Below are 22,042 nucleotides of genomic sequence, written 5' to 3' on the forward strand. Positions count from 1 at the left end.
TTACGGAATCTTGAGCGGACCGACGGTATCGAGCACGCGCGCATCGCGCGCCGCATCGCCACCGCCGAAGGCATGCGGGCCGGCTTGCGGCGCGAGCGCGCGCCAGCCGCCATCGTAGTCCCACGTCGTCACGTACACGCGCGCGTTTTCCAGGTCGGTCGCGCGCAACAACGTGGTCGGCGGCAAGGTGAAGGTGATCGTGCGCGCCTTCGCATCCACGCGCAGGCGCGCGGCGGGCACGATCGGCATGCCTTCGATCGTCGCGGAGGCGCCACTGGAGGAGAACGCCGCGTTCGTCCACCCGTTCGCGCGCACGTGCACGTCCCACTCCATGCCGTCGGGCAAGACGGCGTCCTGCAGCGGCATCGCCGTTGCGCCGCCGCGCTGTTTCGGTAGGTCGATGAAGATCGAGAACGCGACATGGTCGAAACCGTTCGGCGGATTCCACGTCGTGGACAGCGCCCGCATGCGGAGCACGATCTGCATCGCGCCGCCCGAGGTGGAGAGCGCGACATGTTCGATGTCGCCCGGATGCACCGCATAGCCGGGATCGGTGGGATATGCGTAGCGCCCGTTCGGGCCGGTGTCGTCGCCCTGCGGATCGTCGAGGAAGACGCCCAGCTTCCACGCACGCGCGACCTTGAACGTGCGGCGCTCACTGGCGTTCTTCGTCGCGGGCTCGTAGACGACGACCGCGTGTTCGACCGCGGGGTCGACCATGCGCGTGGTATCGATCTTCGCTTCCCAGCGGCCGTCCTTCGGCGTGACGACGCGCCCGTGGATCGCGTCGTCGTCGACCACCAGGCGCACCGGTTCCGAACCGATGGACGTGCCGCGCACGGTGAAGTCGTCGGTGAACAGGTCCTGCGGCAAGGGATCGATCGTCGGCGGGCGCATGCGGATTTCCGCCGGCGCCCCCTGGCCGAGCGCCTGCCACACCACGCCCGAACGCGGCGGGAGCAACGCGGTCGCGCGGCCGATCCGATCGACGGCGATCGACGGGATTTCCGCATCGATGGCGAACACCGTGGAGAGCGTCGCCTCGGGCGGCGCGCCGGTGTCAATGTTGTCGAGCAGGACGCTGTGGTCGGCCGTGTTGAGGGCCACGACGGCGACCGCGCCATCGGCGCCCTGCACGCGCCACGCGATGGGCCCCGGGCCGACGGGATTCTCGCGCACCACCGTCGGCGTGCCGCGCGAGAAGAGCGTGTCGCCGCGTCGCAGGGCAATCACGCGCTGCAGGTATTGGTACAGCGGCGCGTTGGCATCGAAGTTGTCGTGGCCGCCCGAGCCGTATCCGCCCGCGAACATCGCCCCGCGCATTTCGGTGAAGCCCTGTTCGGTGCCCTGCCAGATCACGGGGATGCCGGGCAAGGTCATCAACATCAGCAGCGCCTGCTTCAATGCCGTTTCGTCGCCCTGCGAGAGGAAGCGATCGACGTCGTGGTTGTCGACGAAGGTGGGCATGCGCCAGGGATCGGCGAACACCTGCATGCGCCGGCGGATGCGATCGCCGAGTTGCGCCGTCGGTGCGCCGCGCGCGAAGACATCCAGCGCCGTGCCGTACAGCGGGAAGTCGATCATGCCCGGCAGTACGCGCGTCCCGTCGGGCATGCGCATGTACGCGTCGATGCGCCGCGACTGCGTATCGTCGAAGGGCTTGTCGATGGCGAACCCCTCGCCGAAGACGAAGAAGTCCTTGCGGCCGGTTTCGTTCGCCACCTGCGCGATGCCCGGCGCCTGCGCGTCGCCGGCGCGCAGGAAATCCAGGAAATACGCGGGCGGCACGTAGAACGCGGTGTCGACGCGAAAACCGTCGACGCCCACCTCGCGGATCCATTGCCCGTAGCTTGCACGCAAGGCGCGGCGCGCCTCGGGCGACTCGGTATCGATGTCGTCCAGGCCCGCGAGTTGCCACGTCAGGCGCTGCGTGTCGGAGGCGAAATCGCGGATGTCGGGCGTCCAGTGATAGATCGCCTGCGCGCGTTGCGCCGGGTCGCGCGGATCGTTGCGGTCGAACGGCGGTTGCGTCGGCGCGCCCTGCCCCTGCGTGTCGCGCACGAACGCCAGGCCCCGCGCGGGATCGCCCGCATCGGGCACGTCCTCGTAGCGAAAGAAGTCCGCGGTGTGGTTCACCACGATGTCCTGCACCAGCACCATTCCTTCACCGTGCAACGTGCGTGCGAGGGCCTGGTAATCGGCGAGCGTGCCGAAGTGCGCGTCGACCGTCGAAAAATCCGTCGCCCAGTAGCCGTGGTAACCGCCGTAGTGCGCGCGCGGGCTCCACCATTGGTTGGCCACCGGCGGCGTGATCCACACGCCGGTGGCGCCGAGCGCCTTGATGTAGGGAACATGCGCGCGAACGCCACGCAAGTCGCCGCCACTCCACTTCGCGCCATCGGCCGGATCGAATTCGCCGGCGTGCTGATCGTCGTTGCCGCGATCGCCGTTGGCGAAGCGATCGATCATGAGGAAGTACAGGACCTGGTCGCGCCAGTCGGGCGACGGGATGTGCTGCGGGCCTTCCTGCGGCGTGACCGCCCATGCGCCTGCGCACGCGAGCGCGCTCGCGAGCCATGTGCAGGCCCGCAGGGCTCGGGACGGCGCGGAGCGGAGCGAGCGCGGACCTGAATGCATGAGATTGCGGCTCGAAGGCGTGTCCGGACTATTCCACGCATCGCGACGGCGGCGCGAACGCCCCGACAAGCGGCCGTAATGAATACGTATGCAGGAAACGTCGGCGGCCCCGGCCCTGCGCCTACCATCCGTCACGGGGAATACATCCTTTGGAGGGGACCAAATGCAGCATCTGAAACGCAACCTGCTCAGCGTGGCGCTCGCGTCGGCCACGATGATGCTCGCGACGGGCGCCTGGGCGCAGTCGACCACGACCACTACGAGCGACGCCGCCGCCAAACCGCAGGACAAGGGAACGCCGGAGGAGCAGGCCAAGCAACAGGCCAAGCAGCTCCAGACCGTCACCGTGCAGGGCATCCGCGTCGGCATCGAGCAAGCCAATGCGGTGAAGAAGGACTCGACGTCGATCGTCGAAGCCATCTCGGCCGAAGACATCGGCAAGCTGCCCGACATCTCCATCGCCGAATCGATCTCGCGCCTGCCGGGCCTCGCCGCGCAGCGCGTCGGCGGACGCGCGCAGGTCATCAGCGTCCGCGGCCTGTCGCCCGACTTCGCAACCACGCTGCTCAACGGCCGCGAGATGGTCAGCACCGGCGACAACCGCTCGGTCGAATTCGACCAGTACCCCTCCGAACTCATGGCGGGCGTCACCGTCTACAAGACGCCGGACGCCGCGCTGGTGGGCCAGGGCCTGTCGGGCACCATCGACATGCGCACCGTGCGCCCGCTCGACTTCGACAAGCCGGTGTACGCCCTCAGCGCGCGCTACCAGCGCAACTCGCTCGGCTCGGCCGCCAACGCCGACGGCGACGGCAACCGCCTCAACGCCAGCGTGATCACGCAGATGGCCGGCGGCGACATCGGCCTGGCGCTCGGCTTCTCGCATTCGGACATTCCGATCCAGGAACAGCAGACCGGCCTGTACGAACCGTGGACGCGGACCAACGCCGCGAACAACGTCAACCGCAATGGCGTGCCGGACAACACGTTCGTCACCGACGGCGGCAAGGCGCTGCGCCGCACCGGTTACATCCGTCGCAACGCGGCGATGGCGACGGTGCAGTTCGCGCCGGTCAGCGAGTGGACCTCCACGCTGGATATCTTCCACACCTCCGCCGTGCAGGAAGACACCGCGAACCAGTTCGAGGCGAACTTCAACTACAACGGCGCCCCCATCGGACAGGTCTGGACGCCGAGCATCAACGGCAACGGCACCCTCGTCGGCGGCACGCTGACCAACGCCTATCCGCTCGTGCGCGGCATGTACAACAAGCGCGAAGACACCATCGACGGCGTGGGCTGGGGCAATGCGATCCGCCTGAGCGACCAGGTGAACCTCACCACCGACATCAGCTGGTCGAAATCGCACCGTGACGAACTGAGCCTGGAAAACAACACGCAGCTGCTGCCGAATCCGTCGTTCGACACGCTGCAGCTCAACTTTCCCGAATCGGGCTTCGCCACGATCCATCCGGGCCGCGACTACTCCGACGCAGGCAGCCTGTTCCTCGCCAACACGATCTACGGCTCGGGCTACGGCAAGACGCCGAAGGTGGTCGACGAATTGAAGAGCGCCAAGTTCAACGTGAACTTCGCCTCGCCCTTCCTCGACAGCCTGTTCTCCGATTGGGACGTCGGCGCCAACTACGCCACGCGCGAGAAGGACAAGCGCCAGCCCGAGGCCAACATCAACCTCGGCGCGCAGGGCATCACCACGATCGCACCGGACCTGCAGTACGGCCTGGTCGACCTGACCTTCGCCGGCGTGGGCTACGTTCCCTCCTGGAACGTGCCGGGCGCGGTGGCGCGCTACATGACCTTCGTCCCGGGCGAAGAGGCCTCGTACCTGGTCGGCAAGGCGTGGACCATCAACGAGGACATCACCTCCGGTTGGTTGCGCGGCAACATCGACACGACCTGGGGTTCGATCCCGGTGCGCGGTAACGTCGGCCTGCAGATGCAGCACACCGACCAGTCGTCGGATTCGTATTACTGGGATCCTTCGCAACCGGCCGGCCAGAACCGCATCCCGTATGGCAACGGCAAGTCCTACACCGACTGGCTGCCGAGCCTGAACCTGGCGTTCTCGTTCTCGCACGACCAGACGCTCCGCTTCGCCGCGGCCCGCCAGGTCGCACGCGCGCGCCTGGACCAGCTGCGTTCCTCCTTCGAGTTCGGCGTCGCCACCGGCGGCCCGGACGTCGGCACGGTCCAGGGCTCGGGCGGCAACCCGCTGCTCGATCCGTGGCGCGCGAACGCCTACGACATCTCGTACGAGAAGTACTTCGACGGCACCAAGGGTTACGTGTCGGCTGCGGCGTTCTACAAGGACCTGCGGACCTACATCTACACCGAGCGCCGCACGTACGACTTCACGCAGTTCATCACGCCCGACCTCACCCCGCAGCCCACCACGCCGATCGGCGCTTTCACCGCGCCGTACAACGCGAAGGGTGGTTACCTGCAGGGCCTGGAACTGACGGCCTCGCTGCCGCTGGACCTGTTCTGGGACGCGGCCGAAGGCTTCGGCGTCGTCGCCAGCGCGTCGTTCTTCGACAGCAACATCTCCATCCCGCCGGATCCGGGCAGCGTGTCGAGCGTGGGTTCGCAGGACATCTCGCTGCCGGGCCTGTCGGACGAGGTGTACAACTTCACGGCGTACTACGCGCGCGGCGGCTTCGAAGCGCGCATCAACCAGCGCTGGCGTTCGGACTTCATCGGCGAGATCAGCAACTTCGCCGCCGAGCGCACGCTGCGTTTCGTCGAGGGCGAAGACCAGACCGACGCGCAGGTGAGCTACGCGTTCGGCGAGGAGTCGGCGCTGAAGGGCTTCACCATGCTCCTCCAGGCCAGCAACCTCACCAATTCGCCGTATCGCACGTACACCACCTCGAAGGACCGCCCGCTCGAAAACATCGAGTGGGGCCGTACCTACCTGCTGGGCGTCAGCTACAAGTTCTGATCGATCACCTCCTGCGACACCGTGTGACCCTCCACCCCTGCCGGTCCATCCGGCAGGGGTTTTTTTATGTGCGCGATGCGATGCGCTATGGCATCGCGATCGCCACCCCGCCGCAATGCCCCACCACCTGGTCGACGACGGCGTTCGCAAGCCCCTGCCCGCGCACGCGCTTCAGGCGCACGCGCAGCCATTCGCACGCTTGTTCCTCTTCGTGGGCGTCCTGCCAGCGGTAGACCATCGATGCGCCGGCAAGGTGCACGCGGTACGGGGCGCCGAGGGCGGCGCGGAGTTCGGGTTCCTTCATGCCGATGTGGACGGCTTCGATACGCATGTCACGCTCCATGTGATGGTGGAGCCAGCGTCGCGCAATAGGCGGCGCCACGACATCGGTGGATGCCGCGGCGTGTTGTAGGAGTTTCGGAAGGCTTAAGCGCCGCGCAAGCGCGTGCACTCGGCCGCCAGGCGCCCGATCGCCGCCCAGTCGCGCGTGTCGAGCGCGGCCTTCGGCACCATCCAGGAGCCGCCGACCGTCGAGACATTCGGCAACGCCAGGTACGCCGTCGCCTTCGCCGCGTCGATGCCGCCCGTCGGGCAAAACTTCACGTGCGCGAAGGGCCCGGCGAATGACTTCAACGCCGCGATCCCGCCCGAGGATTCGGCCGCGAAGAACTTGAACCGCGCGTGCCCGAACTCCAGGCCACGCATCAACTCGCTCGCCGTGGCGATCGCCGGAATGAAGGGAATCGGCGCTTCGGCCGCGGCGGCGTACAGCGCGTCGGTCGAACCCGGCGCGATCGCGAAGCGCGCACCGACATCGACCATCGCGCGCAGGTCGTCGGCACGCACGACCGTCCCCGCGCCGACGATGGCGTCGGGTACTTCGCGCGCGATGCGTGCGATGGCTTCGCGCGCGATGGGCGTGCGCATCGTGATTTCGAGCACCGGCAGGCCGTTGTCGACCAGCGCGCGGGCCAGCGCGACGGCGTCCTCGATGCGCTCGATGGTGAGCACGGGCATGACGGGCGCCCCGTCGAGGATGGCGTCGACCGCGGCAATGCGTTTTTCGTGGGTCCAGTTCATGCGTTCGCTCCGGGGAAAGCCCGCAAGGCCGTCGCCGCCCCGAGCAAGCCCGGCTGCGGGTGCGTGATCACATGGATGGTGATGCCTTCGAGGTAGGCGGCGAAGCGGCCTTTGGCCAGGAATCGCTCGCGAAAATTGCTGCTGCGCAGGAACGGCACGAAGCGCGGCACCATGCCACCGGCGATGACCAGCGTGCGCGCGCCCTGGATCAGCGCCGCGTCGCCCGACACGCTGCCGAGCACCGAACAGAATCGCGCGAGCGCGCGGCGCGCCGCGACATCGTGGCCCGCGAGCGCCGCGGCGACGATGGCGGCCGGGTCGCGCAACGCAGGCCTGGCTTCGATGTCATGCGCCATGCCGCGCAGCACGGCGTCGATTTGCGCCAGGCCCGCGCCGCACAGCACGCGTTCGTTCGAACACCGGCCATGCAGCGCCGTCAACCAGCGTGCGATCGCCTGCTCTTCGTCGCCGATGGGCGCGAAGGTCACATGCCCGCCTTCGGTTTCGACCGCGTGCCATCCATGCGACTGGCTACCCACGAGCATCGCGACGCCCAATCCGGTGCCGGGCCCCATCACGGTGACCGGCCCGCGCAACGGGCCCGATGTCGGGCCATGCAAGGTTTCGCGGTCGGCCTGCGTGAGCGCGGGCACCGCCCACGCGATCGCGCCGAAATCGTTGAGGACACGCAATTCGTCGAAACCCAGCGTGCGCTGCAATGCCGTGCGGGAGAACGACCACGCGCGGTTCGTCAGCCGGATTTCGTCGGCATCGGCGGGGCTGGCCACCGCGAGCGCGCCGTGTTTCGGCGCCTCGCCGACCGACGCGAGGTAATGTTCGATCGCATGCTCCAGGCTCGCGAACTCCGAGGCCTTCAACGCCTGCATAGCACGCAGCACGGGCGTGGGCGCGTCGAGGTCGGTCAGTGCGAAGCGTGCATTCGTGCCGCCGATGTCGGCGACCAGGGCGACGCGACTCATCGCGCACTCCTGTCGTCTTCATCCAGGAACAAGGCGCTGCCGCCCGCCTCGGCCGTGCCGACTTGCGCGCGCATCATCGCGAACAACTCGCGGCCGAAGCCCGTGCGGTTGGCACGCAAGTCGCCGTGTTGCACCGTGCGCGCGTCCCACTCGGCGGCGGGCACGTCGACATCGATCGTGCCGGCGTCGGCATCGATGCGCATGCGGTCGCCGTCGCGCAATTTCGAAATCGGCCCGCCGTCGGCGGCTTCGGGCGTGACGTGGATGGCCGAGAGCACCTTGCCCGACGCGCCCGACATGCGCCCGTCGGTCAGCAGCGCGACGCGCTGCCCGCGATCCTGCATCGCCGCGAGCGTCGGCGTGAGCTTGTGCAACTCCGGCATGCCGTTCGCGCGCGGGCCCTGGCCGCGGATGACCGCGATCAGGTCGCCCTGCAGGGTGCCGGCCTTGAAGGCGTCGAGCAGGTCGTCCTGCGATTCGAACACGCGCGCCGGCGCTTCGATCTTCCGGTATTCGGGTGCGACCGCCGAAATCTTGACGATGCCGCGCCCGAGGTTTCCCTGCACGCGCCGCAATCCACCTTCCCTGTCGAAGGGATCGGCGACCGGCCTGACGACGCCCAGGTCCAGCGATTCCTTCGGCCCTTCGCGCCAGCGCAACCTCGTGCCGTCGAGATACGGTTCCATGGCCTGCTGTCGCAGGTCGCCGCCGTGCACGCACGGCACGTCCGCATGCACCAGGCCCGCATCGATCAACTCGCGCAACACGAAGCCGATACCGCCGGCAGCGTGGAAATGATTGATGTCGGCCGCGCCGTTGGGATACGCGCGCACGATCAGCGGCGTGACGCGCGAGAGTTCATCGAGGTCGTCCCAATCGATCAGCACCCCAGCGGCGCGCGCCATCGCGACCAGATGGATCGCATGATTGGTCGATCCGCCGGTGGCCGCGAGCGCGACCATCGCGTTGACGATCGCGCGCTCATCGACGGTCTTGCACAGCGGACGATAGTCCTCGCCGAGCCTGGAGATGCGTAGCGCCTGCTCAGCCGCCGCAACGGTGAGCGCATCGCGCAACGGCGTGCCGGGGTTGACGAACGCGGTGCCCGGCATGTGCAGGCCCATCGCTTCCATCATCGTCTGGTTGGAATTGGCCGTGCCGTAGAACGTGCAGGTGCCGGGCGCGTGGTACGACGCGGCTTCGGCGTCGAGCAACTCCTCGCGCGTGGCCTTGCCTTCGGCATAACGCTGGCGAACCGCGGCTTTTTCCTTGTTGGTCAGCCCCTGCGGCATCGGCCCCGACGGCACGAAAATCGCCGGCAGGTGCCCGAAACTGAGCGCACCGATCAACAGGCCCGGCACGATCTTGTCGCATACGCCCAGGCACAGCACTGCATCGAACATGTCGTGCGACAGGGAGACCGCCGTGGCCATCGCGATGTTGTCGCGCGAGAACAGCGACAACTCCATGCCGGTGCGCCCTTGCGTCACGCCATCGCACATCGCGGGGACGCCGCCGGCGACCTGCGCGCTGCCACCCGCGTTGCGCGCGGCCATGCGGATGAGCGTCGGGTAGTGCTCCATCGGCTGGTGCGAAGAGATCACATCGTTGTAGGCAGTGACGATGCCGATGTTGCCGGCGCTGCCGCCGCGCAGGCGCGGCTTATCGTCGCCGGCGGCGGCGAAGCCGTGCGCGAGGTTGCCGCAGCTCAGGCGTTGGCGGGAGGGCCCGCCTTCATGATCTTCCGCGGCACGCGCCATGCGCACCAGGTAATCGGCGCGCGTTGCGCGGCTGCGTTCGACGATGCGTTCGGTCACGCGGGCGACGACGGGATGCAGCATCAGGGACTCCAGTGCGTTTGCACGGTCGCTTCGCCTTCGGCCAGCGCGGCGACGGGATGACGGGTCATGTTGCCGGAGGCGCGCGCGGCCTGCAGGACGTCGCGCTTGGCCTGGCCGGTGAGCGCCAGGTGCAATGCGCGGGTGCGCAGCAGGCGCGACAGTGTCAGGGTGATGCGGGGGAATGGCGCTTCGGGCGGCAAGGGGTGCGGATCGATGCGCGTGGCATCGAGCGCGTTGTCCAGGTCGAGCGCGGCGTGCAACTGCGGCGCGCCGGGGAACAGCGATGCGGTATGCGCGTCCTGCCCCATGCCGAGCACGATCGCGTCGAAGGCTTCGGAATACATCGCCAGGCGGCTGCGCGCGTGCGCTTCGGAGCGCGTGGGGTCACCGTCGTCGGTGGTCAGCGATTCGATCGCCACGCCGCGCGCATCGGCGAAGGCGGCGCGCAACTCCGCGACATTGCACGCGGGATGATCGTGCGGCACGCAGCGTTCATCGCTGGGCATCAGCGCCACCCGCGACCAATCCAGGCGCATCGCCGCGAGCGCGCGATAGGCGGGGAGCGGCGTGCGTCCACCGGCGAGGGCGAGCACCGCGCGGCCACGTGCATCGATGGCGTCGCGGCACGCGGCGTGCAGCGCTTGCGCGAGCGCCGTGGCCAGCGCCTCCGGATCGCGATAGTCGTGTTCGACCCAGCCCATCACTCGCGCCACGTGTGTCCGTGGCGTTCGGTCATCGCCACGGCGCTGGCCGGGCCCCAGGTCCCGGCGGGATAGGGTTTCGGCGCGATGTCGTTCGCGCGCCAGCCGTCGATGACCGCATCGACCCATTCCCACGCCGCTTCGGTTTCATCGCGGCGCACGAAGAGCGTGCCGACGCCTTCGAGCGCATCCAGGTACAGGCGCTCGTACGCGGGACGTCGCGACGCCGCCGCGAATTCCTCGTGCATGTCCAGGTCCAGCGCCACCTGTGACAACTGCAGGCCCGCCCGATCCAGCCCCGGCGTCTTGCTCATCAGGCGCAATTCGATGCGTTCTTCCGGTTGCAGGCGGATCGTGAGCGAGTTCGGCGCGATTTTCGCGCGCGGATCGAAGATCGAATGCGGCACGGCGCGGAACTGCAGGTGGATCTCGGTGGCGCGGCGCGGCATGCGCTTGCCGGTGCGCAGGTAGAACGGCACGCCGGACCAGCGCCAGTTGTCGATGTGCGCGCGCATCGCGACGAAGGTTTCGGTGCGGCTCGGGCGGCCGAGTTCCTCGCCATAGCCCGGCACGACCCTGCCGCCGACGGCGCCCGAGGTGTACTGCCCCGTCACCGTTTCGGTCTGCACCTCGCCGGGCCCGATGCGACGCAGCGAACGCAGCACCTTGATCTTCTCGTTGCGCACCGCGGTGGGCTCGAAGCGCGCCGGCGGCTCCATCGCGGTCAGGCACACCAGTTGCAGCAGGTGGTTCTGCATCATGTCGCGCATGGCGCCGCTGGTGTCGTAGTAATCGCCGCGGCCTTCCACGCCGACGGTTTCGGCCACCGTGATCTGCACGTGCTGGATGTGGCGGGCGTTCCACAGCGGCTCGAACATCGCATTGCCGAATCGCAACGCGATCAGGTTCTGCACGCCTTCCTTGCCGAGGTAATGGTCGACGCGGAACACGCGGTCTTCGTCGAACACGCGCGCCACGCCGTCGTTGATGTTCAACGCACTGGCGAGGTCGGTGCCGATCGGCTTCTCGAGCATCACGCGCGTGCCGGGGCCTGCGAGGCCCAGCGCACCGAGCGCGACGCAGATGGGCACGTAGAAGCGCGGCGCGGTACTGAGGTGATAGAGGATTTCGCCCGTGCGCAGCGCGGTGATGCGTTGCCCCAGGCGCTGCATCGATTCGGGATCGCCGCTGTCGGCGGCGTGATACGTGATGCGCGCCAGCAGCGCATCGAGGGATGATTCGTCCAGGTCGGTGTCGGGCACGTTGCGGCGCACCGCATCGGCCACCTCGGTGCGGAATGTTGCGTCGTCCATCGCGCTGCGCGCGGTACCGAGGATGCGCAGCTCGGGCATCAGCAACCCGGCGTGCTGGAGGCCGTAGAGCGACGGCAGCAACATCCGCTGCGCCAGGTCGCCGGAGGCGCCGAAGATCACGAGGAGACAAGCGCAGTTGCCGGGCATGCGACCTGAATGGGGAAGGGACAAGGCCGAAGCGTAAACCGCAACGGCCTTGCCTGCGGTGACGGCGGCGGTGATTACGTATGCAAAGGCACTGCGACCGACCTTGCTACGATCGGAGGCCGCCCAGGAGACGGATCATGAAACAGACCCTGCGCATCGCTGCGCTCGCGTTTTCATGCGTTTTCATCGGCCAGGCCGGCGCGGGCGACCCGCATGCCGGCCATGGCGGCTCGGCCGACTTCGGCGTGCATTGCGCGCCGGGCGTGCGCGCAGACTTCGACCGCGCGCTCACGCTGCTCCACCACATGACCTATCCGCAGGCGCGCGCGGGCTTCCGCGCGGTCGCGACGAAGGACCCGAAGTGCGCCATGGCCCACTGGGGCGTCGCGATGACGCTCTTCCAGCCCCTGTGGCCGACGCGGCCGGATCTGGCGGAACGCAAGCTCGGCTGGGACGAAATCGGCAGGGCGCGCGCCCTGGGGGCGCAGGATGCGCGCGAGCGCGGGTTCATCGAAACGGGTGCGGCCTTTTTCGAACACCCCGATGCCGGGGATTACTGGGCGCGCATCCGCCGCTGGTCGGAGGCCGCGCAGAAGTTGCACGCGGCCTTCCCGGACGACCACGACGCGACTGCCTTCGCGGCGCTGGGCCTGCTCGCGACCACGCCGCAGGATCGCGCGACGCGCGCGAATGCCGACGCGGCCGCCGCCCTGCTGGAAAGCGTGCTGCGCGAAGACCCCGATCACCCCGGCGCCATGCACTACCTCGTACACGCCGACGACGTGCCCGGCCGCGAACGCGAATTCCCCGACGTCGTGCATCGCTACGAAGCAATCGCGCCGGACAATCCGCATGCGCTGCACATGCCCACGCACGTCTACACACGCCAGGGCGATTGGGCCGGCGTGGTCCGCGGCAACCTGCGCGCGGCCGATGCGGCGCTGCGCTACCCGGCCGGCGAGAAAGGCGAGTTCGTGTGGGACGAGTTCCCGCACGCGATCGAATATCTCGTCTACGGCTACCTGCAGCAGGGCGATGTGGCCAACGCCAGGAAACAGCGCGATCGCTTGCTCGCCACGCAACACCTGCAGCCTTCGTTCAAGACCGCCTTCCACCTGGCGTCGGTGCAGGCGCGCATTGTGCTGGAGACGCGCGACTGGGCCGCGGCCGCGAAGCTGCAACCGCGCACACCGGCCTGGGTCGAATGGGACAAGTACGCGTGGCCCCAGGCGATCGCACAGTTCGCCCATGGCCTGGGGTCGGCGAAGACCGGCGCAAAGGCCGATGCGCTCGCCGCGATGGATCGGCTCGGCGTGTTGCAGGCCAGGATGCAAACCGCCGGCGAACCCCTGTTCGAACGCAACATCCACATGCTGCGCCTGGAACTGGAAAGCGCCATCGCGAAAGCGAACGGGCACCCGAAAGAAGCAATCGAAAAACTCCAGGCGGCCGCGGTGCTCGAAGCATCCACGCCGAAACACGCCGTGACCCCGGGGCCCACCCTGCCCGCGCAGGAACTGCTCGGCGATCTGTACGTCGAACTGGGCCAGCGCGCGAACGCGCATGCGGCGTACATGCGCGCGCTCGCGCAATACCCGAAGCGTCGCGCGTCGCAACTGGGCGCGAACAAGACGGGTTAACCCGACCGCCCCCCAGCCCGCTTGCCGTTGTTGGAACCGCCGGAGATGCATCCGGCTTTCCAATCGTGGAGGTCCCCATGTCCAGATCCCTCCTGGTGCTCGCTATGTGCGCGGCCGCCTGCGCGACCGCCGCGAGCGAACAGGACAAACCGACCGCGCCCTTCTCCGACGACCAACTCATCCAGAGCGCCACGAAAGCGGCGCCGGCGAAGGTCGCCGAGGGCGCGAAGGTCATCGCCGTGGACGCCAAGGGCGTCGCGCGCACGCTGCGCGAAGGCAGCAACGGTTTCACCTGCATGCCCGACAACCCCACCACGCCCGGCCCGGATCCGATGTGCATGGACGCGGCCGCGATGGATTGGGCGAACGCGTGGATGGGCAAGAAGACGCCGACCGTCGGCAAGGTCGGGCTGATGTACATGCTCGAAGGCGGCACGGATGCGAGCAACACCGACCCCTACGCCACCGCGCCGTCGAAGGAAAACCACTGGGTGCAGACGGGCCCGCACGTGATGGTGGTCGGCGCAGCCCCCGAGTTCTATGCGATGTACCCGCACGGCGCCGATCCCGACACCGCCGTTCCCTACGTGATGTGGTCCGGCACGCCCTACCAGCACCTGATGATCCCGGTGCATTGAGCGCGCAAAAAAAAGGCCCCCGATCGATGGCTCGGGGGCCTTCCTGCGTTGTCGCCGACGAGTGCGACAGCGTTCGCGACTTCCTTACTGGAAGTTGTTCGTACCGACGGTGACCAGGGCGCCGCCGCGGATCAGCACGTCGCGCTCGATCTTGCTCGTCCAGCCGGTCTGCGTGAACGGCGTGCGGACCTTGGCGCCGAGGCGCGTGTAGTTCTGGTACGACAGGTTGTTGGTGTGCGTGACCGACTTGGAGTCGGTGTTGTACACCACGCCCGTCGCCGAGTTCAGGCGGAACGTGCTGTTCTTGACCGTCAGGCCGGTGATGCCGACCGTGCCCATGCCGAGGCTGCCGTTGCGCTCGAAGGTGCAGCCGTCGAACGTGACGTTGGAAACGCGGTTCCAGATGTTGACGCCGTACTTCTTGTTGTCGTTCATGCGGCAGTTCTGGATGAGCACGTTGCTCGTGGTCCAGCTGTTGTCCGGCTCGAGGTCGATGCCGCACTCCGGCGCGGTGCCGTTGGTGAAGCTGAACTCCGAGTCGTACACCTTGATGTTGGAGCAGTTGGTGATCGACAGGCCCTGGCGGCGGTTGTTCGTCGAGATGATGTTCGCAATGACCACGTCGTTGGCCGAGCCGCCGATGCAGACGCCGTCGCCGGTGCAGTCGGCCACGCGCACGTCGCGGATGGTGACGCGCACGCCGCCGAGGCACTGGATGCCGTGGCCCCACTCATGCGTGCCGCCGCCGGCGTAAACGTGCGTAGCGCGGTCGCCGACGAGCTGGCCGCCGGAGATTTCGACGTCGGACTTGTCGTTGATGTAGAGGATGTAGTGGCGCGACAGCGACGAGGTCTTGGCCTTGAGGATCGCACCCGGCAGGAGCTGGAAGTGCATCTTGCTCCGGAGGTTGATCTTCTTCGACGTGTCGATCATGTACGTGCCGGCCGGGACCTGCACCGTGCCGCCGGTGGTCGGCAGCGCGTTGATGGCGGCCTGGATGGCGGCGGTGTCGTCCTTCACGCCGTTGCCGAGGGCACCGTAGTTCTTGACGTTCAACAGGGCCGTGCCGCGGGCACGCGTCGGCGGGGTCGTCAGCGCGAAGGCGGGGAGCGAGACGCCACCGATCAGCAGCGGGACCGCGCACAGGGCGGAGTTCTTGAGGAAGGCGCGGCGCGCGATGTTGGACTGCAGCATTTGGAAACCCTCGGGACTTGGAGAAGAAAGCGGTTTCCCGCTCGGCGAGGGCAAATGTAGAGACCGCGTGAATTTTGGCTAGCGTGAAATGCAAAAACTGCGGATTGCGCCGCATGTATGGTTCAGCTTGGCATTGCTGAATACGAAAAATAGGCGATTAAGGCACGTTTTTCGTGATGTTAAGAAAACCTTAAACCGAGATGTCGAACGTGAAACGCGCGAATCAAGCGCATGTTCGAACGTTGGCTTCACGTGAAATCGACGCTCGCGAAGAGGCAAAAGGCGCTCCCGCTACGTCAGATGTGAGGTCGCAACGTCATGCGTACACCCGCTCAGCCGAGCGGATGCTCGCGATGCGAAATGCGATAACCGATCAGCCCGCAGGCCAGGATCGCCACGTTGCCGGCGAAGTCCAGCAGCATCCACTTCGTGAAAATCGGCTGCACGAAGTAGAAGTACCAATTGAATGCGAAGAACGGGATCGACCCGAGCAGCCCGAAGGCCAGGAACGTCTTGGGCGTGAACTTCGCGAACCAGATGATCGCCCCGCACAACACCGCCTGTGCGCCGAAGCACGCGATGAACACCGCCGAGGTCGCGGTGAGCACCTGGTGCTCGGGGCGGATCGTCAGTTGTTCCACCATCCGCGGCAGCAACATGCACCACGTGCCGAGGACGAGGAAGACCGAAGCAAGGAAGCGCTGGAGGGTCTGCGATCGCATGGGGCACTCCGTTGCCGGGGCCGCGGGACCCCAATGTAACGCCTTACGGCGCGCAATCGCCCGTGCGCGTGAAATCCAGATCCTCGAAATCGGAGCTGAAATCCCCCTCCGGATCCACCTTGCGCATGCGCATGTGGCCCTTGTCGAAGTCGACCCAGGCTTCCAGGTCCATGCGGTCGGCGTCCCAATCGATGCGCCAGTGCCCATCGACGGTGACGATGTGGCCCGTCATCAGCGGCGACTTCGCCGAGGCCCACTGCAAGCGGCCATCGACGGGGCACAGGCGCACGGTGCCGAACCACGGATCGCGCCACGTGCCCGTGCGCTGCGGATCGAACGGCGCGGCGAGCACCACGCGCTTGCCGTCGGCTTTGGTCTTTGGTTTCGCGGCGGCCTCGGCCTGCTTCCATTCGGCTTCGATTTCGTCGGCGTACGGCGCGATCGTCGCGTTGGCTGCGGGCTTCGTGAAATGTTTGGTCAACACTTCGGAAAGCACCGTCCGCGTGTCGTCGGCATCGGCGTTGATCATGAAGACGAAACCGCTGCGCATGTCGGGCAACAACACCATCGCCGAATACATGCCGGACAACGTACCGGTATGCGAGACCGTCCATTGTCCATCGACGTCCGCCAAGCGGAAACCGTAGGCATAGGCGAGCGAATGCGTCTTGTCCCACTTCACGCGCCGCGCCGAGATCGGCATCGGCGTGCGCGCCTTCCACATCTCCTTGCGCTGCGCGTCGGACAGCCAGGCCCTGGCTTGCGCATCCGGCGCGAGCCAGGCCTGCATCCAGCGCAGCATGTCGTCGAGGCTGCAGCGGATGCCGCCGGCGGCGGCCGACGTGATTGCGGGCACCTGCGCACCATCGACGTTGTCGCCGGGCTTGTAATGCATGCCCTCCGTGCGCACGTGCGGTTGCGCGACATCGCCGAGGGCATCGCGGTCGAATGCGCCGACCTTGCAACGCTGCATGCCGAGCGGATCGAAGACCTCCCGCTGCACGAGCGTTTCGTACGACGCCCCGCCCGCAGCCGCGGCGACTTCGCCGGCGACGACGTACAGCAGGTTGTCGTACGCGTAACCGGACCGGAAGCCGTAGGCGGGCCTGATGTATTTCAGCCCGCCGATGATGTCGCCGCGCGTGAACTGGTTCGGCTCGGGCCACAGCATCAGGTCGCCGCCGCCTTCGGGCAGGCCGCTGTTGTGCACGAGCAGGTCGCGCACCTGCATGTTGCGCGTGACCCACGGGTCGAACATCGCGAATTGCGGAAGGTATTTCGTGACCGGATCGTCCCAGTGCAGCTTACCCTGGTCGACCAGGCGCGCGAGCACGCTCGCGGTCATCGCCTTGGAGTTCGATGCGATCTTGAACAGCGACTTCGACGTGAGCTCGTGGCCACTGCCCGCGAGTGTTTCGCCGCGCGTGGTGGCGTAGGCGATCTTGCCGTCCTCGACCACGCCCACGGCGATGCCGGGCAGCCGGTAACGTGCCACCGTATCGTCGACGATGCGGTCGTACGAAGACGACTGTGCCTGCGCGCCGAAGGCGAGCAGGCACAGGACCGATGCAAATGATCGCTTCATGCATTCCCCGAAAAAAAACGGCGGCCCGGAGGGCGGGCCGCCGGGGGTGCCGACTTCAGAAGTCAAGCGAAACGGTGAGCTGGCTGTAGGCGCGCGACTGGTACGTCGTGCCCTGGCCATAGAGGTCGTTGGTGCCACTCAGATTATTCGCCAACTGCAGGTCTTCGTTGACCTCGGTGACACGCTGCATGTTGAAGATGTTGTACATGGCGAACTTCACCCGCAGGTCGGCGGTACCGAAGGAGTGCTTGTAGGTGATGTTCGCACCGAGGTCGGCGGTCCACGGCAGTCGGCCGATCCCGCCACGTCCGTAGTTCACGTACGTGCGATCGCGACTGTCGTCGGCGTCGCAGTTGGCTACGCAGATGAACAGCGAGTGGAACTGGGTATCGTCGTAGGGGTTGGCCACGCCGAACGCGCTGATCGGGCGACCCGAACGTGCGTCGAGCGATGCGCCGACTTCCCACGCATCGTTGATCGCATAGGCGCCGTTCAACTTGATCTGGTGGCGGCGGTCGTTGGGCAGGTAGCCTTCGGCGTCGAGGTTCACCCACGGATCGTCGAACGCCTCGGTGCGGCCGGTATCGGAGAAGTCCGTGTCGGAGTTGACCGGGCCCTCGGCGTTGCCTTCGCTGAAGGCCAGCGTGTACGAGGCGTTCAACGACCACTTGTTGTCCCACGAGCGGTCGAGGACGAACTCCAGGGCCTTGTAATCGCGACGCGGCTTGTTCCAGCCCCGCGTCTGCAGCGGACCGGGGTTGTCGAGCGCCCAGCCGGTCACCGCGGTGTCGATGTTGATCCAGGCATCATTGACGCCATCGCAATCGGTGTCGCCGAACACGGTCGCCACTTCGCCCGGGTTGGCCATCATGAAGAAGTCGGTGTCGCAGTAACCATTGAAGGTCACGCCCATGTCGTCGATGGCGTTGTGCAGCTTGCGGTAGATGCCGCGCACGCCCCACGACCACGAGGGGTCCAGCTGCTGCTGGAAGCCCAGGATGAACTCGTCCTGGTACACCGGATCCATGTTGGCATCCACTTCGCCGCGCACGTCGGGCACGGTGCCGTCGCCCTGCGAGACATCGACCTCGCCCAACTGCTGGCCGAGGATCGGCACGCTGTTCGCGTCGAACTGCCCGTCCCAGAGGTAGAACGTGCGGCGATCGAGGAAGGGACCGGCCTGCTTGATGTTGATGACGTTCGCCACCGGCAGGAAGTAACGGCCGACGTTGCCGTACAACTTCATGCTCGAGTCGCCCTTGAGGTCCCAGGAGAAGCCCAGGCGCGGAGCGAACATGTCCGACATCTTGATGTAGCTTTCGCCCTGCCCGTTCTTGTTGTCGAACTCTTCCATGCGGACGCCGACGTTGAGCAGGAACCGGTCGGTGATGCTCCAGTTGTCCTCGATGTACCAGGCCGTGTTCGTCGTTTCGAACGTCCCCTGGTTACGGACTTCGCGCGTGCGGACATACGAGGTCGTGCCCGGGGGAACCGGCGCATCGTTGACGGTCGGGTCTTCGGTTTCGAAGATTTCGAAACGGCGGCCGTCGCCCGGATAGCGACTGTTGTAATCGCTCGTATTGCTCTCGTGATCGTAGCCGAAGCGCAGCAGATGGTCGCCGAGCTGCCATTCGAAGTCGATGCGCGATTGCTCGCGATCGTCCTCGCGCGCGATGACGGAGGTGTTGCTCGTGCCGCCGATGAAGGCGCTGCTGTTGCGGCGATCCTGCACGAGCTGGCGCGTGTCGTCGGCAAGGCTGTGGATGTCGGTCGAGCGTTGGTTCTCGCCGTACATCGCACGCACGGAGAACGTGTCGGTGAGATAGCCGGTATAAGTCAGCGCCCAGTTGTCGCCGCCGCTCTCGTTGAACGTGGTGTTCTGGTAAACCCGCGCTCCCGCCAGGTCATTGTCCGGCTCGATGTCGAACTCGTCGGTGGTGAGCGAGTCGTTGTCCGAGAAGGCCAGGAACGACAACGTATGGTTGTCGGTGATCTGCCAATCGAGCTTCGCGCCCCAGAAGCCGCTGTTGGATTTCCCGTCGAAATACGTGTCGTACGAGTCGTCGGAGTTGCGCGGCTCGTAGTCGCGACCTTCGTACATGCCGAAGAAGAACAGGCGGTCCTTGATCAAGGGGCCGGACGCGTAGAGATTCAGGCTTGCGCGGTCGTATTCGTCGTACTGCGAGACGCGACCTTCATGGTTCTTCTGGGTGTACTGCAACCAGTCGGGTTCCCACACCAGCTCGGCGCCGTACTTGAACTCGTTGGTACCCGACTTGGTGACCGCATTGATCACGCCGCCGGTGGTGCGGCCGAATTCGACCGAGTAACCGCCCGTCTTGACCTGGAATTCCTGGTAGAACAGGTAGGGCACGCTGGAGTTGCCGACGCGGTTGTAGAAGTCGGTGACGTTCAGGCCGTTGATGTAGACCGCGTTCTCGGCGACGGACGAACCGCCGAACGAGATCCCGCCGAATTCACCCCGGACCACGCCCGGCGCCAACTGGGCGACCGACAGCGCATCGCGCTCGATCGGCAGGCGCTGCAATTGCTCGGCGGTGACGTTCGTCGCGGTCTCGGTCGAGGTCACGTCGATCGGCGAGATCGAGCTGCCCTGCACCTGCACGGTTTCCAGTTCCGTCGAGGCGCCCGCAAGGTTCTGCGTCGTCGCATTGCCGAGGCTGATGGTGACGGTGACGGGGCTGCCGATGGCCTGGCCGTTCTGCGTGACTTCGACGGTGTACGCGCCGACCGGCAGGTAGGGGAAGCGATAGTTGCCTTCCGAATCCGCGGTCACCGTGCGTTCGAAGCCCGTCGCCGGGTTCTTCACCGTGATCGTCGCGCCGGCGGCCGAATGGCCGACCAGCGAGCCATCGGTATTCGCCGCGAAGGCCGGCATGGCGATCGGCGCGGACAGCGCCATCCCCAGGGCGAGCCAGAGCGACGTGCGATGCAGCGAGTTGTTCTTCTTGTTCTTCATGCCACTCATGCCCCCTCCGGCGGTGTGGTTGGAACCAGGTTCCATTCGAAGTCGTAATCGAACTGGTCGAAATACAGGTTGCCGCCCTTCCATTCCGCTTCCCCGCGCTGGGAATCGACATTGTCGGAACGGAAGTGCGTCTTGCGCGGCACGAAGTCGACGCCCCATGCATCGTTGAATGCGATGCGATAGCCGTCGAGCCCGCCGAGATAGAACCATTGCGTGGCCGGGTCGCCTCCCAGGCGCCCGAAGGTCACGTCCATCGGCACCCATCCATACGGTGCGAGATACACCTGGCCCCAGTCGTGCAGGTTCCAGTAATCGGTCGGCGAGAACATCATTCCGGACTGCCAGCGCGCGGGAATGCCGTTCAAGCGCAGCAGCGTGATCATCAGCAGCGTCTGCTGGCCGCAGTCGCCGTGGTGCGCGTGCAAGGCGTAGTCGCTGATGTTCGGGATCGTCGAATACTCGCGCGCGCCGGCCCAGGGGTACTTGTCGTCGACCAGGGCGAAGAGCTTGCGCGTGATTTCGTAGGGGTTCTTTTCGTCCCCGACGGTCTGCTTCGAAAGCGCGCGCATCGCGTCGGTGAATTGCACGTGCGGCAATTCCTGCCCGAGGTACGGCGCAAGCTCGCGCTTTTCCTTCTCGCTCAGCGGCACGATCTTCGACGCGTCGATCTGGTGCGATTGCGCGGAGATCGTCACTTCATACGTGACGTCGAACTTGGTCGGCTTGCCCTTTTCCGCCTTGCCCTGCAGGTGCATCGTGCGCATCAGCGCCGATTCGGGCGCAAGATCGCCCTTCGAAGGCATGCTGCCGACCAACTTGATGTCGTCCTGCTGGCCGACGATGTGGCGCGGGAACGGAATCCACGCATCGATCGTTTCGCCCGCCGGGACCGCATCGGCGTTGACGGTGAGCGTCTGCGTGATGCGGAAGCGCTGCGGCAACACGCTTGCCTTGCCGCTGGCGATCGCCGCAAGACGCGCTTGCTGGTGATGCGGATTGAGGCTTTCCAGCGGGCTCGACGTGTATTTCGGCGGTTCGGTCCGGCGCGCGAGCGCTTCGGGATTCAGGCGCCAGAGATTGCCGACCGAGCGCTGGAAGTAGCGCTTCTGCCCGTCGATCGTCATGTGTTCGAGGGTGTTGTCGGCTTCCCATCGCGCGAACTCGTCGTCGCGCAGATCGGGGACCTGCTTCCTGATGTCCGCGCGCACCTTGGCTTCGTCGTGCGGGAAGTCCAGGCGCATGCGGCGCATGCGCTCGCGTTCGAAGGAGAGTGCGCGGGCGGTGTCGGCGGAAACGTTCTTCTGCGCGAGCGCGGCGTCGATGGCGGCGTTGGCGGCCTTGAAGTCGCCGCGGTCGATCATCGCGACGATGTCGGGTGGCGCAGGCGGGGGATCGAAGGCGAAGGCGGCGCCGGCCACGAGCGCGGCGGACAATGCGAGGGACAGCAGCGGCGTTCCCCTGCGCCATCGCGCGGAACGGGAAGCGGACATCCGGTGGCGACCGTTCGTGTCCAAGCGCACTGAACCCCTGCATGTGGGAGCTGCGGAGCGTTGTGTAGCACCAATATGACAGTCGGTCAATAAATTATTCTTCCTTTCCGACAATCGATGAAT

General features: G+C 66.5%; 15 protein-coding genes. 3 read left to right on the forward strand and 12 right to left on the reverse strand.

Translation table 11 applies throughout. The features are described 5' to 3' along the window. A complete protein-coding gene (locus tag ACXJJ8_RS00090; RefSeq protein ID WP_499026084.1) occupies nt 1-2,637 on the reverse strand; it encodes an alpha-amylase family glycosyl hydrolase in 2,637 nt (878 codons plus the stop codon). A 163-nt stretch (nt 2,638-2,800) separates the two neighbouring features. Between ACXJJ8_RS00090 and ACXJJ8_RS00095 the strand changes: the two genes are divergently transcribed. Continuing rightward, entirely contained in the window at nt 2,801-5,599 is a 2,799-nt protein-coding gene (locus ACXJJ8_RS00095) for a TonB-dependent receptor (protein WP_499026085.1), read from the forward strand. Nucleotides 5,600-5,684: 85 nt separating this feature from the next. Here ACXJJ8_RS00095 and ACXJJ8_RS00100 read toward each other — a convergent pair whose 3' ends face one another. The 6 genes from ACXJJ8_RS00100 to zwf form a co-directional block, all read right to left on the reverse strand. Beyond that, a complete protein-coding gene (locus ACXJJ8_RS00100; protein ID WP_499026087.1) occupies nt 5,685-5,930 on the reverse strand; it encodes a hypothetical protein in 246 nt (81 codons plus the stop codon). 95 nt (nt 5,931-6,025) lie between these two features. Next, complete coding sequence (eda, locus tag ACXJJ8_RS00105; protein ID WP_499026089.1) at nt 6,026-6,679, reverse strand: bifunctional 4-hydroxy-2-oxoglutarate aldolase/2-dehydro-3-deoxy-phosphogluconate aldolase; 654 nt, start codon at nt 6,677-6,679, stop codon at nt 6,026-6,028. After that, nucleotides 6,676-7,659 (reverse strand): glucokinase, encoded by a 984-nt coding sequence (glk, locus tag ACXJJ8_RS00110; RefSeq protein WP_499026090.1) that lies wholly within the window; start codon nt 7,657-7,659, stop codon nt 6,676-6,678. The genes eda and glk overlap by 4 nt, the downstream gene beginning before the upstream one ends. Beyond that, nucleotides 7,656-9,503: a phosphogluconate dehydratase gene (gene edd / locus ACXJJ8_RS00115; protein WP_499027176.1), complete on the reverse strand. Its 1,848-nt coding sequence runs from the start codon at nt 9,501-9,503 to the stop codon at nt 7,656-7,658. Before edd ends, glk begins: the two co-directional genes overlap by 4 nt. Continuing rightward, the gene (gene pgl, locus ACXJJ8_RS00120; protein WP_499026091.1) at nt 9,500-10,201 is read right to left on the reverse strand and encodes a 6-phosphogluconolactonase; all 702 of its coding nucleotides are present in this window, start codon (nt 10,199-10,201) and stop codon (nt 9,500-9,502) included. Before pgl ends, edd begins: the two co-directional genes overlap by 4 nt. Beyond that, entirely contained in the window at nt 10,201-11,661 is a 1,461-nt protein-coding gene (zwf, locus tag ACXJJ8_RS00125; RefSeq protein WP_499026093.1) for a glucose-6-phosphate dehydrogenase, read from the reverse strand. Before zwf ends, pgl begins: the two co-directional genes overlap by 1 nt. Nucleotides 11,662-11,798: 137 nt before the next feature. On the opposite strand from zwf, the gene ACXJJ8_RS00130 reads away from it, so the two are divergent. Both ACXJJ8_RS00130 and ACXJJ8_RS00135 read left to right on the forward strand, forming a co-directional pair. Continuing rightward, entirely contained in the window at nt 11,799-13,301 is a 1,503-nt protein-coding gene (locus ACXJJ8_RS00130; RefSeq protein ID WP_499026095.1) for a tetratricopeptide repeat protein, read from the forward strand. Between the two features lie 77 nt (nt 13,302-13,378). After that, complete coding sequence (locus tag ACXJJ8_RS00135; RefSeq protein ID WP_499026096.1) at nt 13,379-13,939, forward strand: hypothetical protein; 561 nt, start codon at nt 13,379-13,381, stop codon at nt 13,937-13,939. Nucleotides 13,940-14,023: 84 nt separating this feature from the next. Here the strand turns inward: ACXJJ8_RS00135 and ACXJJ8_RS00140 are convergent, their stop codons facing one another. From ACXJJ8_RS00140 to ACXJJ8_RS00160, 5 genes are all read right to left on the reverse strand, one after another. Further along, nucleotides 14,024-15,133, reverse strand: a complete 1,110-nt coding sequence (locus ACXJJ8_RS00140; RefSeq protein WP_499026098.1) for a right-handed parallel beta-helix repeat-containing protein — start codon at nt 15,131-15,133, stop codon at nt 14,024-14,026. A 332-nt stretch (nt 15,134-15,465) separates the two neighbouring features. Beyond that, on the reverse strand, nt 15,466-15,855 hold the full coding sequence (locus ACXJJ8_RS00145; RefSeq protein ID WP_499026100.1) for a hypothetical protein: 390 nt from the start codon (nt 15,853-15,855) through the stop codon (nt 15,466-15,468). A 43-nt stretch (nt 15,856-15,898) separates the two neighbouring features. Then, nucleotides 15,899-17,440: a serine hydrolase domain-containing protein gene (locus tag ACXJJ8_RS00150; RefSeq protein ID WP_499026101.1), complete on the reverse strand. Its 1,542-nt coding sequence runs from the start codon at nt 17,438-17,440 to the stop codon at nt 15,899-15,901. Nucleotides 17,441-17,495: 55 nt separating this feature from the next. Continuing rightward, a complete protein-coding gene (locus ACXJJ8_RS00155; RefSeq protein WP_499026102.1) occupies nt 17,496-20,429 on the reverse strand; it encodes a TonB-dependent receptor in 2,934 nt (977 codons plus the stop codon). Next, nucleotides 20,426-21,919, reverse strand: a complete 1,494-nt coding sequence (locus ACXJJ8_RS00160; protein WP_499026103.1) for a transglutaminase-like domain-containing protein — start codon at nt 21,917-21,919, stop codon at nt 20,426-20,428. Before ACXJJ8_RS00160 ends, ACXJJ8_RS00155 begins: the two co-directional genes overlap by 4 nt. Nucleotides 21,920-22,042: the final 123 nt, after the last annotated feature.

The organism is Lysobacter sp. P5_C4 (assembly GCF_054049695.1).